Source organism: Ensifer aridi (assembly GCF_002078505.1).
Lineage (GTDB): Bacteria > Pseudomonadota > Alphaproteobacteria > Rhizobiales > Rhizobiaceae > Sinorhizobium > Sinorhizobium aridi.
Genome location: NZ_LUAV01000012.1, coordinates 58,326 through 74,890, shown reverse-complemented (window position 1 = coordinate 74,890; position 16,565 = coordinate 58,326). Strand labels below are relative to the sequence as shown.

Annotated in this window: 14 protein-coding genes; 8 read left to right on the top strand and 6 right to left on the bottom strand. The window is 63.3% G+C overall.

The annotated features are described in order from the left end of the window. Positions 1–109 precede the first annotated feature (109 nt). A complete protein-coding gene (locus tag AYK65_RS31625; protein ID WP_026617754.1) occupies positions 110–268 on the bottom strand; it encodes a hypothetical protein in 159 nt (52 codons plus the stop codon). A gap of 254 nt (positions 269–522) precedes the next feature. On the opposite strand from AYK65_RS31625, the gene AYK65_RS10510 reads away from it, so the two are divergent. From AYK65_RS10510 to AYK65_RS10495, 4 genes are all read left to right on the top strand, one after another. Next, complete coding sequence (locus AYK65_RS10510; RefSeq protein ID WP_046118879.1) at positions 523–2,598, top strand: methyl-accepting chemotaxis protein; 2,076 nt, start codon at positions 523–525, stop codon at positions 2,596–2,598. Positions 2,599–2,600: 2 nt separating this feature from the next. Beyond that, positions 2,601–3,065, top strand: coding sequence for a chemotaxis protein CheW (locus tag AYK65_RS10505; RefSeq protein WP_026617752.1), 465 nt, complete (start codon positions 2,601–2,603; stop codon positions 3,063–3,065). Between the two features lie 224 nt (positions 3,066–3,289). Then, positions 3,290–3,685 (top strand): hypothetical protein, encoded by a 396-nt coding sequence (locus AYK65_RS10500; RefSeq protein ID WP_046118930.1) that lies wholly within the window; start codon positions 3,290–3,292, stop codon positions 3,683–3,685. Positions 3,686–4,105: 420 nt separating this feature from the next. Beyond that, a complete protein-coding gene (locus AYK65_RS10495) occupies positions 4,106–4,402 on the top strand; it encodes a hypothetical protein (RefSeq protein WP_081158316.1) in 297 nt (98 codons plus the stop codon). Between the two features lie 73 nt (positions 4,403–4,475). On the opposite strand, the gene AYK65_RS10490 is transcribed toward AYK65_RS10495, so the two are convergent. Beyond that, positions 4,476–4,973 (bottom strand): CreA family protein, encoded by a 498-nt coding sequence (locus tag AYK65_RS10490; protein WP_046118881.1) that lies wholly within the window; start codon positions 4,971–4,973, stop codon positions 4,476–4,478. A 138-nt stretch (positions 4,974–5,111) separates the two neighbouring features. Then, positions 5,112–6,350, bottom strand: a complete 1,239-nt coding sequence (locus tag AYK65_RS10485; protein ID WP_081158315.1) for a GGDEF domain-containing protein — start codon at positions 6,348–6,350, stop codon at positions 5,112–5,114. A 274-nt stretch (positions 6,351–6,624) separates the two neighbouring features. On the opposite strand from AYK65_RS10485, the gene AYK65_RS10480 reads away from it, so the two are divergent. Together AYK65_RS10480 and AYK65_RS10475 are read left to right on the top strand one after the other, a co-directional pair. After that, on the top strand, positions 6,625–7,284 hold the full coding sequence (locus AYK65_RS10480; RefSeq protein WP_081158571.1) for a phosphoribosyltransferase: 660 nt from the start codon (positions 6,625–6,627) through the stop codon (positions 7,282–7,284). Positions 7,285–7,480: 196 nt separating this feature from the next. Continuing rightward, positions 7,481–7,945 (top strand): GNAT family N-acetyltransferase, encoded by a 465-nt coding sequence (locus AYK65_RS10475; protein WP_026617747.1) that lies wholly within the window; start codon positions 7,481–7,483, stop codon positions 7,943–7,945. A gap of 45 nt (positions 7,946–7,990) precedes the next feature. Here AYK65_RS10475 and AYK65_RS10470 read toward each other — a convergent pair whose 3' ends face one another. The 3 genes from AYK65_RS10470 to AYK65_RS10460 form a co-directional block, all read right to left on the bottom strand. Continuing rightward, complete coding sequence (locus tag AYK65_RS10470; RefSeq protein ID WP_081158314.1) at positions 7,991–10,564, bottom strand: ATP-dependent helicase; 2,574 nt, start codon at positions 10,562–10,564, stop codon at positions 7,991–7,993. A gap of 104 nt (positions 10,565–10,668) precedes the next feature. Further along, a complete protein-coding gene (locus AYK65_RS10465; RefSeq protein ID WP_026617745.1) occupies positions 10,669–11,097 on the bottom strand; it encodes a carboxymuconolactone decarboxylase family protein in 429 nt (142 codons plus the stop codon). Between the two features lie 19 nt (positions 11,098–11,116). Beyond that, the gene (locus tag AYK65_RS10460) at positions 11,117–11,938 is read right to left on the bottom strand and encodes a cyclase family protein (protein ID WP_081158313.1); all 822 of its coding nucleotides are present in this window, start codon (positions 11,936–11,938) and stop codon (positions 11,117–11,119) included. A 289-nt stretch (positions 11,939–12,227) separates the two neighbouring features. Here AYK65_RS10460 and AYK65_RS10455 point away from each other — a divergent pair, with 289 nt between their 5' ends. Next, a complete protein-coding gene (locus AYK65_RS10455; RefSeq protein ID WP_046118884.1) occupies positions 12,228–13,421 on the top strand; it encodes an efflux RND transporter periplasmic adaptor subunit in 1,194 nt (397 codons plus the stop codon). Continuing rightward, positions 13,418–16,546, top strand: coding sequence for an efflux RND transporter permease subunit (locus AYK65_RS10450; RefSeq protein WP_081158312.1), 3,129 nt, complete (start codon positions 13,418–13,420; stop codon positions 16,544–16,546). Before AYK65_RS10455 ends, AYK65_RS10450 begins: the two co-directional genes overlap by 4 nt. The last annotated feature ends 19 nt before the right edge of the window (positions 16,547–16,565 follow it).

Genomic DNA, 16,565 nt, shown 5'->3' with positions numbered 1-16,565 from the left:
AGATACACCTTAGATCACGATGATTTTAGGTTGGATCGACCTAAAATCATGAACGTAAGTTAGCGCGGGATGCCGGCGGAAAACCGCGCACACTTTTCCTCATCCCGCGCTAGAAGCACCAGGACAGCCCGGTTTGAGCGAGCGACAGGAAGATGTCGGCGCCGTGCGCGATCCATCCCTGGAAGGTGAGGAGGAAGACGAGCGCGAGGGCGCCCGTAACCAGGGCAAGGATTAGCGGCGAGAGCGATTTTTTCGTGTCCGAGCGCATGGCTCAATCATAGCACCAGGAATCGAGAGGGAAAGGGCAGGTAAGATAACGAATTGCGCGATCGTCCCGCAGTTCCCGCTCGTGTTTTAGCGATTGTTTAAGGTCTCTTTGCCAGTGTCGACCAACGCGGAGAAGTGCACCACTTCGATATGACATGAGGTCATCCGGTTTGATCGAGCCCGGCCTTCCGCATCGATCGTAACGGAGGACCCCGCCTGCCGCCGGCGGGTCCATTGCCATGGACTGCCAATCAGATGAACAAGTCTCCATCCGCCAAGAGCAACCTTTCGGTCAGCCAGCGACTGGCGACGCTTGCGGGCGCCGCTTTTCTCGGTTTTGGCTCGGTGCTTGGCCTCGGCTGGTATCAGAACAACCGTTCTGAAGCAGCGCTTGAGAAGGCGATCGTGGCGGAGCGCGGCATGAGAACGGCCGAGGAGATGCGCTTTGCCGGCATGGAACTGGTTCTGATCGCGATGGACACGATCATTGATCGCGAAGAACGGAAGATCCAGCCGGACCGCGCCGCACAGATAAAAGCATCACTGGAACTGCTTGACGCGAAGACACCCGCTCTTGAAGATCTGGCGCGTCTGCTCGGAAAGTCGAGCGTTCTGCCGAACTTCAAGGCCGATTTCGCCGAACTGCGCAAGGCGATCGAGATAGACTTGAAGGCGCTGGTGGAAGCCGGCGCGCCGGCCGACGATTTCGCCCGCATCGACGATGCGATCGACGGTGGCGGCGAGCGTATGAATGCGGTGCTGACGGAACTCACGGAAGCAGCCGCCGATCTGGCTTTGGAGCGCACGGATGAGGCGCGGGCGGAGTCGAAACACGCTCTGCTGATGCAGGCGGGAGCCGGCCTTTTCGCCATGGGCGGGATGCTCGCATTGATCTGGTTCCACGGGAACGTCCTTCGCCGCGGCATTCTCGGTTTGCGTGACAGTATGCAGCGCATCCTTTCGGGAGACCTCTCGACTCTCGTGCCGGCGCTTGGACGCGGCGACGAGATCGGGGAGATGGCTCGCTCGGTGGACCTGTTCCGCACGGCGGCGGTCGAAAAGCGTGCTCTCGAACAGAGTGCCGCCGCAAGCCGCGACGAGATGGAACAGGAACGCGACCGTCAGGAAGCCGAACGCGAACAGGCTGTCGCCCGCATCAAGATTGCGGTCGAGGCTTTGGGCCGGGCGCTCAACCAGCTTGCCGAGGGCAATCTGGCGGTTGCCATCCGCGAGCCGTTCGAAGGTGGCCTCGATTCGCTGCGCCGCGATTTCAACGATACGGTGGAGCGGCTGAGCCACGTTCTTTCGAGTGTCAAGGAGAACACGGCCTCGATCGACTCGAACGGGCGCCAGATGCGCAGCGCCGCCGATGATCTGGCGCGGCGGACGGAAAGACAGGCGGCGTCATTGGAACAGACGTCGGCTGCGCTCGAGGAAATCACCGCGACTGTGAAGACCGCGACGGAGCGTGCCGAAGAGGCGAGCCGCATGGTCGACGAGACGCGTATAAACGCCGAGGAGTCCGGACGTATCGTGGGCGAGGCGATCGCCGCCATGGCGCGGATCGAGGGCGCCTCCAGCGAGATCGGCAAGATCATCAATGTCATCGACGAGATCGCCTTCCAGACCAACCTCCTGGCGCTCAATGCCGGGGTCGAGGCTGCGCGCGCAGGGGAGGCCGGCAAAGGCTTCGCGGTGGTCGCGCAGGAGGTGAGGGAACTGGCGCAGCGCGCAGCGGGCGCCGCCAAGGACATCAAGGCGCTGGTCATGCGCTCGGGCAACGAGGTCGAGACCGGCGTCAAGCTGGTTCAGGAGACCGGCGGCGCGCTTGGGCGCATCGGCGCCAATGTCGCGCGCATCAACGAACATATGAGCTCGATCGTAATGGCTGCGCGCGAGCAATCGACCGGGCTTCACGAGATCAATGCCGCCGTCGCCCAGCTCGATCAGATGACGCAGCAGAATGCGGCCATGGTCGAGCAGACGAATGCTGCGAGCCACACACTTGCGCAGGATGCCGAACGACTCAGCGAGCTCGTCGGCCAGTTCCACCATGGGCAGGCGCGCGAGACCGCCATCCGCGCCGCAGCTCCCGCTCCGCTGCAATCTGCTGTCAAGGCGGGCTCGGTTAAGACAAGCGCTCCGGGCGCGGGAGCGATCGGCAATGCAAAAACCGTGTCGCTTCGCAAGCCCGCGGCCGCGCAGGCCTCTACTCGGCCAACTCCATCTCCCGCCAAGGCCCTGATGGGGAAGCTGGCGGGCGCATTCGGCAACAAGCCCGGCTCAATGCCGTCAGCGACGGCATCCGGCGAAAATTGGGAAGAGTTCTGATCATGAGCAACGCAATCAAGCAGTCAGGCGCCTATCTCGAAATCGTGTCCTTCCACCTCGGGGACCAGGAGTTTTGCATCGACATCATGGCGATCCGCGAAATCCGCGGCTGGGCGCCCGTGACGCCGATGCCGCACACCCCGCCTTACGTGCTCGGTCTCATCAACCTGCGCGGCGCGGTGATCCCGGTCATCGACATGGCCTGCCGCCTCGGCATGAAGATGACCGAGCCTTCGGAACGCTCGGCCATCATCGTCACCGACATCAACGGCAAGCTCGTCGGCCTCTTGGTCGAGCAGGTCTCCGACATGATGACGATCCGCAGCGAAGACCTGCAACCCGCGCCGGAGATCATTCCGGAAGCGCAGCGCGCCTTCTGCCGCGGCATCGTGGCGCTCGAAAAATCGATGGTCTGCTTCCTCAACCTCGACACGGTCATCGCCGAGGAATTGGCGCAGGCCGCCTAAGGGCCTCTGAAACAAGAGAATTCGCGCAGCTGAGTGCAAGGCCCGCGGAAGCGGGCCTTTTGCATAGCGCGAACGCAAAAACGTGAAAACCCGGTAGCCGCGTGCCAGGAACCCCTGCACGGGAAACGAGTTATCAAAACAGCAGCATTGGTGAGGAGAGCCCTATGCTGATGATCACGGCATCCGCCTGGAGGCTGGATGCCGAAACAGACAGGAGCAACGACATGACAGTTTCGCTCAGAACATCTTTCGCTGCATTCGTCCTCTCATCCGCGCTAGCCGGAGCTGCCGTGCCGGCCTCGGCCACGAACTTTTATGAGGGCGCCGATCCGCATCATCCACCGGGGACCCAAAACACAGGACCGGTATTGGTACCGATGGCCGAGGGCCCGTACTACGTCGATCCGGCGCCGACCGGCAGCATCTACGTTGATCCGATGGCCACTGGCAGCGTTTATGTTGACCCCGTGCCCATGCGCCGCGTCTACGTCGATCCCGTGCCCACCGGCAGCATCAGCGTGGCACCGGGCCGGGTACGCGAGCACTACATGAATGAATACCAGGGTGGCGGCCAAGGCGACTTCTATCAGGGTATCACTCCCCCGGCGCCGAGGCCCTAAGCGGTCTGCTGCCCGGGCTTACCGCATGCTTTGAAAACATGCAGCGTTTCAAAGCGCTACAGCGACTGTTGCGCGTCTGATAAGACGCGCGGCGTGCTGTAGTATGCGGGCGACGCTTTCGGGGTGAAATTGGCCACAGGCTTCGTGATCAGTGTCGAGCATGGCCCGCGTCCGGTGGGTTGCACCACCCCGCTTTCACGGCGGCTAAGACACGGCCCGGGGGTGCCTAGTCAAGTTACAGTTGCGTAATCTGCATCACGGTTGCATGAGCAAACGTGACGAAACAAGTGATTGTTGGTCGCGAGCCACCGCTCTGAAAGGTGTTATCCTGGTAACAGCAGCATTCGTAGGAGGCCGTATGCTGTCACCACGGCATCCGTCACGAGGACAGGATGCCGAACGGAGATAGGAGCTAATGCCATGAGAGTTTCTCTGAAAACGTCATTCGCCGCATTCGTCCTCTCATCCGCGGTTGCTGGAGTTGCTGTACCGGCCTTTGCGGACACCTATTATCAGGGCCTCGACCCGCACAATCCTCCCGGAACCCAGAATCAAGTGCGCATGCGGCCACAGAATCCCAACCCATCGTTTGTCGATCCGACGGCAACCGGCAGTATCGACGGCCGTCGCGCCATTAATCCGAGCGGCACCTACCAGGAAAGATATGAAACTGGTGAGGGCGACTACTATCGCGGTATCATCCCACCGGCACGATAAGATCGGAAAGGTACCTTCAGCCGGAGCGGATAGCGGCAAGGCCATTCCGCTCCAGCTCCCTGAAGCCGGGGGACTATTGCGGCCTGCCTTTCTCCCAGGTCACCTGCTGACCGAAGAGCGGCACCGTCGTGATGGACATCTTGGCTGATCCATCCGTCAGTTGACGGGAGTGGGCGAGGTAGATCAGCGTGTCGTTTGCCTTGTCGTAGATGCGGGTCACCAGCAGGTCCTTCCAGATCAGCGACAAGCCGGAGCGGAACACTTCCTCGCCTTCCCTCGACAGGTCAATATCGCCGATAGCGATCGGTCCCGTTTGACGGCAAGCGATCGAATTGTTCGACGGGTCCTCAAACCAGTTGCCGTTTTTGAGGCGATCGATGACGCTCCGGTCGAAATAGGTGACGTGACAGGTCACACCGCTGACCTTGGGATCGCGTACGGCATCGATCTTGATGTCGTTGCCGAGCCAGTCGACACCGACCTGGCCGACCGTTTCGGCGCGAGCGGCGAGGGTAGCGGCGGCCGAGATGGCGAGGCCGGCGAAAAGCAAGGTGCGGAAGCGGCGCAACATGAATGTCCTCCAAAGAACTGCTCCGTTCAGATAGGCGGCCGCTACGGCAATGCAAGGCGCTCGCGCGAAAGCGGAGGCATCCCGCTCACCGGTCGAACAGGGGCGAAGAGGTTCGTTCTTCCCATCCAGCTCCGGAATTCACGCTATCTGGCGGGCGTATTCCTGGCGAAAGGCATCGGCTTCCCGCAACTGTGCGGCGGCGGCCGCCAGGGCGCGGGTACTGGCGTCGATCTCCCGGCGTTTCGCGACCGAGCACCGGTCGCGGCCGTCGGCTTTGGATTCGTAGAGGGCCAGATCGGCTCGGATCATCACCTCCGTGATCGTGTCGCCCGGCGCCGCGGCCGCGATACCGATGCTGACCGTCAGCCCAATGCGCCGGTGGCCGCGTCCGGCTGGCGTTTCACGCACGATGCGGCAGATTTCCTCGGCGAGCGCCGTCGCCTGCTCCTCCGTGTGGTGCGGCAGGACGATGCCGAACTCCTCGCCGCCGATCCGCCCGAACACGCCACGTCCGCCGAGGAAACTCAAGACGACATCCGCGAAATGGGCAAGCGCCATGTCGCCGCAGGCATGACCGTGGCGGTCGTTGATCTGCTTGAAATAGTCGAGATCGAGCAGAAGGAACGCGAGCGCCCGACGACGGGCGTGGCAGTCGGCGATCATCTGTTCCCCGGCTTCGATCAGCGCGCCGCGCGAAAGCGCGCCCGTCAGCCCGTCGCGGGCGATCGCCGCCCTGAGCCCGGCCATCATCCGGTTTTGCACCGCGAGGATGACGGCGAGAAAGAGAAACGGCAGGAAGAGCGCTTTCATGGCGGCGACCGCGAACTCGAAGACGGTGTCTGCGGGCGCACCCCAGAGCTCTGGCGAACGCCCCGGTGCGGCGCCGAGAACATGAGCGAGAGCGGCGCAGCCAACGAGGACGGAGCCTATGATGGCGGCCTGGATCACCGGGTTTCGTTCCTGCGAGCGATCGACCACCATCAGGCCTGCAGAGAGTAGTGGAGCGGCGATTAGACCGGTCAGGACGATCACACGGGCGGCGAGACTCTCGTCACCACCAAGCGTGATGATGAATCCGGTTGTGCCGGCAAAGGCCGCCAGCAGGGGACAAACCCAGGCCGGAATGCGCAAGGCGAGAAACCGGCGAAAGCCTCGAAGGATGAAGAAGAAGGCGAGCGTCAGTATCGCATAGCCGAGCAGGGCGGCGAGCGGCATGTGCAAAGTCGTCGCGACGGCCATGACACCGACCGCGACTGCGCAAAGCGCGCAGGCTTTCGAGAAGTCCCGCACGCCGGCAACGGCCGAGCGGCGCAGAGACAACAGGAGCGGCTGTATCGCCAAGAGTGCTGTAACCGAGATGGCGGGAAGAAAGCTCATTTCGATGCGGCCTGTCGTGATAAAATAAAATGCGGCTTGTGTTTAAGCCAATATGCGAGGCCAATTGGTACCCATGGCGCCTTAACGAAAGCCGGCAAACTTCGCTGCAATTTTAGCGATTGTCTCGCATCAAACCAGTTGTCCACTGGGTTGCAGTTTACGCGCGGGTCGAGCGCGAACCGAAGCGTGCCGCGGCCTTCGTCCCGATCAGGAGGTGATCACCCTTATGACCTTGATCGGCCGAATCCGACGGCTGTGGTCCGGAGCGAATGCCATGTTCTATGAGAGCTTAATTTTCGCCGACAGAGCCGATGCTGGCCGAAAGCTCGCGAACGCCATTCAGAAGGAGGAGTTTGCCGATCCCGTGGTGATGGCGCTGCCGCGCGGCGGCGTGCCGGTCGCTTTCGAAGTGGCGGCGATCCTTGGCGCGCCGCTCGAACTCCTGATCGTCCGCAAGATCGGCGCACCCGGCCATGCCGAGTTCGGGCTCGGCGCGCTCGTCGATGGCGACGAGCCCGAACTCGTACTCAACGCCGAGGCGATGCGTATGGTGCGGCCCTCCGAGGCTTATGTGGCGGAGGAGACGGAACGCCAACGGGCCGAGCTTCGGCGCCGCCGCGCCCTCTATCTTGGCGACCGTCCGCGCATTTCGCCGAAGGGGCGCAATATCATCATCGTCGATGACGGCATTGCCACCGGCGGCACGGCCAAAGCGGCGGTGCAGGCGTTGCGGCAGGCGGGCGTCGCCGCGCTGATGCTCGCGGTACCGGTTGCGCCGCCGAGCGCGATCGCAAGCCTGCGCTCCAAGGTGGACCGGATCGTCTGCCTCGCAACGCCCGAGCCGTTCCACGCCGTCAGCATCTATTACGACGATTTCGAGCAGACGACGGATGCCGAAGTGATCGCGCTTCTGAAGCGCGCCAGAGCGGCGTGAGGCGATGCGATGCCGATGCGCGCTACTGCATGTCTCCTAAGTCGACCTCGATTTAAGGACAAAGACATGCAGCAATTCAAAGTGCTACAGCGACCTTTGCGCGTCTGATAAGACGCGCGGCGCTGTAGCGCGTAGACCGCGCCAAACCGAGAGGCTATGCTGTCGCCCCGCAAACGCGCTTTCGGTGAGGCTGCAGATGAGCGAACACAACCTCTCCATCCGCCCGGCCGTACGGAGCGATTACGACCAGTGGCTTCTCCTTTGGGAGGGCTACAATGCATTTTACGGACGCTCGGGCGAAAGCGCGCTCGCTCCGGATATCACACGCATGACCTGGTCGCGCTTCTTCGATGCCTATGAGCCGATGCATGCGCTGGTCGCCGACAGCAAGGGGCGGCTGATCGGGCTCACGCATTATATTTTCCACCGCACCACCACTTCCATCCAACCGAACTGCTACCTCCAGGATCTCTTCATCAACGAGGCAGCGCGAGGACGAGGCGTTGGCGAGGCGCTGATCAACGGTGTCTTCGAGGCGGCAAGACGCGCCGGCACCTCACGCGTCTACTGGCTCACCCACGAGTCGAACCTCAAGGCGATGCGGCTCTATGACAAGGTGGCCGAGAAGTCGGGTTTCGTAATGTACCGCATGGTAATTTGAGGCCTGGGAGCGACAGCGCCTGCGGGCCGGAACTCCACGCCCCGATCACACCCTCTCCACGAACCCATCCAGCACGCGCTTCTGTCCGGCGCGGTCGAAGTCGATCGTCAGCTTGTTGCCTTCGATCGCGGCGATGTTGCCGTTGCCGAATTTCAGGTGGAAGACGCGGTCGCCGACATTGAAGCGGGAGGGCTCGGTGGTCGTCGACTTGGCGACGAGTTCGCCTTCTATCGTGCGCGTGCGCGGGCCTGATTCGCCGTAGCCGATGCGCTCGACGGCATGGCCGGAGCGGGTGCCCCAGTTGTCGCGGGTGGCGTCGGAGCGATGCTGCTGGGCGCGCTTCCAGCCGGGCGTCTGGTAGGTATTTTCGAACGGGTCGGCCTTGTCGAAGCGCGACTGGCCGTAGCCGCCGCGGTTGTAGCCGCCGTAGGAAACGTCCTGTTCCGCGACTTCGACATGATCGATCGGCAGTTCGTCGAGGAAGCGCGATGGCATGGTCGATTGCCAGAGGCCGTGGATGCGGCGGTTCGAAACGAACCAGATGTGGCAGCGGCGTTTTGCACGGGTGATGCCGACATAGGCGAGGCGGCGCTCCTCCTCGAGTCCGGCGCGGCCGCCTTCGTCGAGGGCGCGCTGGTGCGGGAAAAGCCCTTCCTCCCAGCCCGGCAGGAACACGGTGTCGAATTCGAGGCCCTTGGCCGAGTGCAGCGTCATGATGGAGACGGCGTCCATGTCCTCGTTCTGCTCGGCATCCATGACGAGCGCGACATGCTCGAGGAAGCCGCGCATCGACTCGAAGGCTTCCATCGAGCGGATCAGCTCCTTCAGGTTTTCGAGACGGCCCGGGGCCTCGGCCGACTTGTCGGCCTGCCACATGGCCGTGTAACCGCTCTCGTCGAGGATCTGCTCGGCAAGCTCCGTGTGCGGCGTCGTCTCGAGCAATGTCTGCCAGCGGCGGAAATCGGTGACGACGTCGAACAGCGCCTTGCGCGCCTTCGGTTTCAACTCGTCGGTTTCGATGATTTCGGTTGCGGCGGCGAGCATCGGAATGTCGCGGGCGCGGGCATAGTCATGGAGGGTGCGCACGGTGGTGTCGCCCAGGCCTCGTTTCGGCGTGTTGACGATGCGTTCGAAGGCGAGGTCGTCGGCAGGCTGGCAGACGAGGCGGAAATAGGCCATGGCGTCGCGGATCTCGAGCCGCTCGTAGAAGCGCGGGCCGCCGATGACGCGGTAATTGAGACCGAGGGTCACGAAGCGGTCTTCGAACTCGCGCATCTGGAACGAGGCGCGCACCAGAATGGCAATGTCGTTCAGATTGTGCTTGCGACGCTGGAGCTGCTCGATCTCCTCGCCGACGGCGCGGGCTTCCTCTTCCGAATCCCAGGCCGCATGCACATGGACCTTCTCGTCGTCCGGATGGGTGCGCTCGGTGAAGAGCGTCTTGCCGAGCCGGCCTTCGTTGTGGGCGATCAGGTGCGCGGCGGCGCCTAGGATATGCTCGGTCGAGCGGTAGTTGCGCTCGAGCTTGATGACCTTGGCGCCGGGGAAATCCTTCTCGAAGCGAAGGATGTTGTCGACCTCGGCGCCGCGCCAGCCGTAGATCGACTGGTCGTCGTCGCCCACACAACAAATATTGATTTGTTGTGTGGGTTTCTTCGCGCTCACGCTGTCGCCGCTTGCGCGGCTACGCTCCGCGGGGGCAGACGAAACGGCGTCCGGCCGGCCTTCGGCGGCTCGGGCTTCGCCCGGATTTCCTGCGCCAGATCGCTCGGACGAGCGAGGCCGCTGCGCAAGCAACCGCAGCCACATGTATTGCGCCGTGTTGGTGTCCTGGTACTCGTCGACGAGGATGTAGCGGAACTTGTCGTGATAGTCCTTCAGCACGTCCGGATTGGCGCGGAACATGCGGATCGGATGTAGCAGCAGATCGCCAAAGTCGCAGGCATTCAGTGTGATGAGCCGGTTCTGGTAGGCGGCATAGAGCTCGCGGCCCTTGCCGTTGGCGAAGGCGCGGGCGTCGCCCTCCGGGATCTGTGACGGATCGAGCCCCTTATTCTTCCAGGTGTCGATCATGCCGGCGAACTGCTTGGCCGGCCAGCGCTTGTCGTCGAGCCCTTCGGCCTGGATGAGCTGCTTGATGAGGCGCACGACGTCGTCGGTGTCGAGAATGGTGAAGTCGGACCTCAAGCCCACGAGCTCGGCGTGGCGGCGCAGGAGCTTGACGCCGATCGAATGGAAGGTGCCGAGCCAGGGCATGCCTTCGACCGCATGGCCGACGAGCACGCCGATGCGCTCCTTCATTTCGCGCGCGGCCTTGTTGGTGAAAGTCACCGCGAGGATCTGCGAGGGATAGGCGCGGCGGGTCGAAAGGATATGGGCGATGCGCGTCGTCAGCACGCGCGTCTTGCCAGTGCCGGCGCCGGCCAGCACCAGCACGGGGCCTTCGAGCGTTTCGACGGCTTCGCGCTGCTCCGGATTGAGACCGGCGATATAGTCGGGATGCTTGGCCTTGTCTCGGGCGGCCATTGCGCGCGCCGCGATGCCGCCGGCGGCGGGCGCAGGTTTGCGCGGCGCCGGCTCCTCGTCGAAGAAGGGAATGTCGTCGAAACCGTTGCTCATGCGGCCCAATGTAGTGATTCGGGACCGAAAGGCCAGAAAGGATGTTCTTCTTTTATTCCGGAGTCTTTACCTGGCCGGACAAGCCTGTGGAAAGACTGGCGTTTTCAGCTCCGGTATTTTGAGCCGTTATCGCCCGTGGCGTCGAACGCCGCATCGACCGGCACCTGCAACGCGGTCGCCAGCTGGTTCGTCTTGGCGGCAAGCGAGATGACGCGCAAGAGATCCGCATGCTCCGCCTCCGTCATGCCCTTGGCTTTGGCGGATGCCGTGTGCGAATGGATGCAATAGCCGCAGCCGTTGGTCACGGACACGGCAATATAGAGCATTTCCTTGACCACCGGCTCGAGCGCCGACGGCGTCGCCATCACCGCCTTGACCTCCGCCCAGGTGCGCTCCAACAGGTCCGGATCGAACGCGAGCCAGAGCCACATATTGTTGATGAAGTCCGATTTCCGCGTGGCGCGGATATCGTCGAAGACCGCCTTGATGCGCGGATCGGCCTCGGGATCGGGCGGCGGTGCGACTGTGCTCATGCTTCTCCTCGGATGTTACTCAAACCAGCGCGAAGACGCGGGCGGGACCACCGGTGCCGCCGCGATGCTTCGGCGCGCCGAGAACGAGTGTTGCACCCTTGGGCGGCAGGTTGTCGAGATTGGCGGTGGCCTCAAGCCCCCAGCGACCCTCCGGCAGCCAGGCGTTATGGGTGGCGAAGTCGGATGAAATGCCGTGGTCGAGCGAGAGCGTATCGACGGCGATGCCGGCCGCCTTGGTCTCCTCGAGCAGGAACTTCGCGGCCTCCACGTGGAAGCCGGGGAAGTGCAGCTTGCCCGCCGCATCGGCGTTGCGGAACTTGTCGGTGCCGAGATGGGCGGCCCAGCCGGAGAGCATGGCGACGCAGGCGTTTTCCGGGATATCGTCGTTGGCCGCGATCCACGCCTTGATGTCGTCCGGTGTCACCTGCGCATCCGCATTGGATGAGGCCTTCTCGCGGATGTCTATGACGCAGAGCGGCACCACGAGCTTTTCGACCGGGATTTCCGCGACAGAAAGGCCGTCGGCGGAGAAATGCAGCGGCGCGTCTACATGGGTGCCGGTATGCTCGTTCACGCGGAGCTCGAAAAGGTTGAGCTTGTGTTCCGAATACTTGAACTTCTGCTCGCGGAAGAATTGCTGCTGACCGAAATAGGTCGGAAACTCTTCGTGGAGTTCATGGGTGAGATCGGTGACGCTGCTATGACCGGCGGCCAGTGCCGGCGGAGCGAGTCCCATGCCGGCTGCGGCAATGCCCGCCGTACCGGCCGCGGCCGCACGGAAAAAGCCGCGCCGTGACAACATCCGCTGCTTTACCTGCTCGATGACGCATGCATCGCACATTGCTTTTCTCCCCATGGCGAAAGTCGGAAGCCGATCGAGACTGCCACTGGCGAGAAGCAGAATAGCCGAGCCGCGAAGGCTGTAAATATGCTACTATCCACCAAAGTCCCTTGGTTTCGTGGCGGCCGCGCCGGCCATCGTGCCGCCAACAAATTCGCTTTTATTACAATTGCGTAATGATGGCACTCCGACATTGCCCGAAGGCCCGCAAATAAAGATACTCAGGAGCAAATCGGAACGTTCCGTCGGTGCGCGCCGCGTTCGGGCGCGTTTTCTTTTGGAGACATGAATGCGCATATGGAAGCAACTCGCGGTCAGCGTCGTCGTTCTCGCGGTGGGGGGCGTCGCATGGTTGCGTTTTGCGCCGGGGGCGGGCGAGACACTGGCAGCGATCGGTGTTTCTCATCCCCTGATCGATGCCCTGTCGCAGCCGCAGGGCGGCGAGGGAAAGGGCGGCGGGTCGCGCAACGGCGGAGGCGGGCAGGGCGGGCGCGGCTTCGCGGATGCGCCGCTCGTGGTCGTCAGGCCTGCAGCGACTGCGGTCGTCAACAACAGGCTCAACGCCATCGGCAACGGCGAGGCGATCCATTCCGTCACGGTGACGCCGACCGCAACCGGCAACCTCACGGAAATCCTCGTAAAGTCCGGCGACAGGATCGCGGAGGGACAGGTGATCGCCAGGCTCGACAGCGACGACCAGGTGATTGCGGCTGAGCAGGCTCGCCTCACGCGCGACAGTGCCCAGGAAAAGGTCGACCGCTACCGCAATCTCAGCACCGCGCGCGCTGTAACGGCGGTCGAAGTGCGAGACGCCGAAATCGCGCTGCAGGCGGCAGAATTGGCGCTGAGAACGGCGGAGCTCGACCTCAAGCGCCGCAATATCGTCGCTCCCTCGAAGGGCGTCGTCGGCATCATCACCGTTAATGTCGGCGACTACGTCACGACCTCCACGCCGATCGCCGTCGTTGACGACCGTTCCGAAATCCTCGTCGACTTCTGGGTGCCGGAACGCTTCGCCGGCAAGATCTTCGTCGGCCAACCGGTGACGGCGAGCGCGATGGCGCTTCCGGGCCGGGGGCTCGAAGGCGTCATCCACGCGATAGACAACCGCCTCGACCAGGCGAGCCGTACGCTCCGGGTGCGGGCGCGGCTCCAGAATCCCGACGACATGCTCCGCGCCGGCATGTCTTTTTCGGTCACCATGGCCTTCGACGGCGACCGCTATCCGACCGTCGATCCGCTCGCGATCCAGTGGAGCGCCGAAGGGTCCTACATCTGGCGGGTCAATGGCGACAAGAGCGAACGCGTGCCGGTCAAGATCATTCAGCGCAATCCCGACAAGGTTCTCGTCGACGCGGAAATCACGGAGGGTGACCGTGTCGTGACCGAAGGCGTGCAGCGCCTTCGCGATGGCGGCGCAGTGCGCATTGCCGGCGAGACGCGCTCCGAGCCCGAGCAGAAGGTCGCGGGGGAAGCGCAATGAATATCGGCATGGGGGGCTACCACCCGAGCGGCAATCAGGGGGGAAAGACCGGGTTCACGGCGCTCTTCATCCGCCGGCCGATCTTCGCCCTGGTGGTCAACGCGCTGATCGTCGTTGCCGGGCTTGCCGCCTGGAACGGCATCGAAATCCGCGAACTGCCGCAGATCGACCAGCCCGTCGTTTCGGTGACCACTGTATTCGAAGGCGCCTCGCCGGAAACGATCGACCGTGAGGTGACCTCGGTAATCGAGGGGGCCGTCTCGCGCGTCCAGGGCATCAAGGGAATTTCGTCGTCTTCCTCCTTCGGCCGCAGTCGAGTGACACTGGAATTCTCCGACACGACCGATATCGGCCAGGCCGCGAACGACATCCGCGACGCGCTTGGCCGCGTTGCCGGTCAGTTGCCGGACGATGCCGACGAGCCGCGGATCGTGAAGGCGGATTCCGACAGCCAGCCGATCATGCGGCTCGCGCTTACCTCCGACACGATGAGCATGGAAGACATGACGCTGCTCGTCGAGGACGAGATCAGCGACCGGCTGGCGGCCGTCGAGGGCGTCGCCGACGTCACCGTCTACGGCGATCAGGAGAAGATCTTCCGCATCGATGTCAACCAGGCGAAACTCGCGGGGCGCGGCGTCACCGTCGCCGATTTGCGCGAAGCGCTCTCCAATGCCGCCTACGACGTGCCGGCGGGCTCGCTGACGAGTGCCAGTCAGGACATCTCCGTGCGGGCGACGGCGGACCTGCAAACACCCGAGCAGTTCGAAAATCTGATCCTCGGCAACAATGTCAGGCTTCGCGACGTCGCAACCGTGACGCTCGGCCCGGACACCGGCACCTCGGCGCTCCGCTCCAACGGCCGCCAGGGCATAGGCCTCGGCATCATCCGCCAAGCCCAGTCGAACACGGTCGATATTTCCGAGGGCGTGCGCAAGGTCGTCGACACGATCTCCTCGGATATCCTGCCGCCCGGAACCGAGCTCAAGATCACCAGTGACGATGCGGTCTTCATCAACGGAGCGATCCACGAAGTGGAGATCGCGCTCGCAGTCGCCGTCTTCATCGTCACGCTCGTCATCTATCTCTTCCTGCTCGACTGGCGCGCGACGCTCATTCCGGCAATCTCCATGCCGATCGCGCTCATCGGAACCTTGGCGGCGATCTATCTCGCCGGCTTCTCGATCAACATTCTGACGCTGCTTGCGATCGTGCTCGCGACCGGCCTCGTCGTCGATGACGCGATCGTGGTCCTGGAAAACATCGTGCGCCGCCGGGCGGAGGGGCTCAGGCCCCGGGCCGCCGCCGTCCACGGCACGCTCGAGGTCTTCTTCGCCGTGCTCGCCACGACGGCGACGCTCGCGGCGGTCTTCGTGCCGCTTTCCTTCCTGCCGGGGCAGACGGGAGGGCTTTTCCGTGAGTTCGGCTTTGTGCTCGCCTTCTCGATCCTGTTGTCGTCCTTCGTATCGCTGACGCTCTGCCCGATGCTCGCCTCGCGCATGCTGACGAGCGAGGCGCATTCGCATCAGGGCGTGATGCAGCGCTTCGGCCAACGCGCCGCCGCTTTCTACAGGGTTACGCTTCGCGCTTGCCTCAACGCGCCGCTCGTGGTCTTCGTCGTTGCCGCCTTCTTCACGCTGGCGGGGGCCGCAGGCTTTCTGACGCTCAAGTCCGAGCTGACGCCGAGCGAGGACCGGTCGCAGGTGATGCTCCGGATCAACGCGCCGCAGGGCGTCTCGCTCGAATATACCCAGGCCCAGATGCGTCGGATCGAGGAGGGTCTGCAGCCGCTGGTGAAATCCGGCGAGATCAGCAACCTGTTTTCGATCTCCGGCCAGGGCGGCTCGGCCAATAGCGGCTTCATGGTGCTGACGCTTGCGCCCTGGGAACAGCGCGACCGGACGCAACAGCAGATCGTCGCCGACATCAACAAGGTGACGAATGCCATCCCCTCCGTCCGCGCCTTCACGATACAGTCGAACAGTCTCGGCATTCGTGGTGCCGGCAGCGGCCTTCAGGTCGCGCTCGTCGGCAATGATTACACGAAGCTCGGCGATGCGGCGGCGAAGCTCGTGCGGGCGATAGAAGACACCGGTCGTTTCGAAAATGTCCGGCTCAACTACGAGGCCAACCAGGCGCAGTTGTCGGTGACGATCGATCGCGAGCGGGCCTCCGATCTCGGCGTGGACATCGGCGCCCTTTCATGGGCGATGCAGGCGATGCTCGACGGCAGCAGCGTTGTCGACATTTTCGTGGAAGGCGAGGCCTACCCGGTCAAACTGCTCTCCTCCACTATGCCGCTCAACGACCCGACGGACCTGCAGAACATCTTCGTCAAGGCCGGCGATGGGCGCATCGTTCCGATGTCGACGATCGCTTCGATCGAGGAGAAGGCCGTCGCGCCGCAGCTCGCGCGCGAATCCCAGCTTCGCGCCGTTTCGCTTTCGGCGGGCCTGAAGTCCGATCTCGCGCTCGGCGAGGCGCTGTCGATGGTCGAGGAAATGGCCGAGCCGCTGCTGCCTCCCGGTTCGCGGGTGATGCCGCTTGCCGAAGCTGCGACCCTTGACGAGAATGCCAGCGGCCTCTTCGTTACCTTCGGCTTCGCCATCGTCATCATCTTTCTGGTGCTTGCGGCGCAGTTCGAGAGCTTCATCAGCGGCCTCATCATCATGTCGACGGTGCCGCTCGGCCTTGCCTGCGCCGTCTTTGCGATGATCATGACCGGCAACACGCTCAACATCTATAGCCAGATCGGCCTCGTCATGCTGGTCGGCATCATGGCGAAGAACGGCATCCTGATCGTCGAATTCGCCAATCAGCTGCGCGACCGCGGCCAGGATGTGCGAAGCGCCATCGAGAATGCCGCCAATATCCGTCTGCGGCCGGTGATGATGACGATGATCGCGACCGTCGTCGGCGCCGTGCCTCTGGTGCTGGCGAGCGGCGCCGGTGCAGAGGCGCGCATCGCGCTCGGTTGGGTGCTCGTCGGCGGGCTCGGCCTTGCGGTGATCGTCACACTCTACCTGACGCCGGTCGCCTATCTCGTCATCGCGCGCTTCACCAAGCCGCATGCTGACGAGGAGCGTAAGCTACACGAGGAAATGGACGCGGCCGCCGCGCTCTAGGTCTGATCGGGTGCAGGGA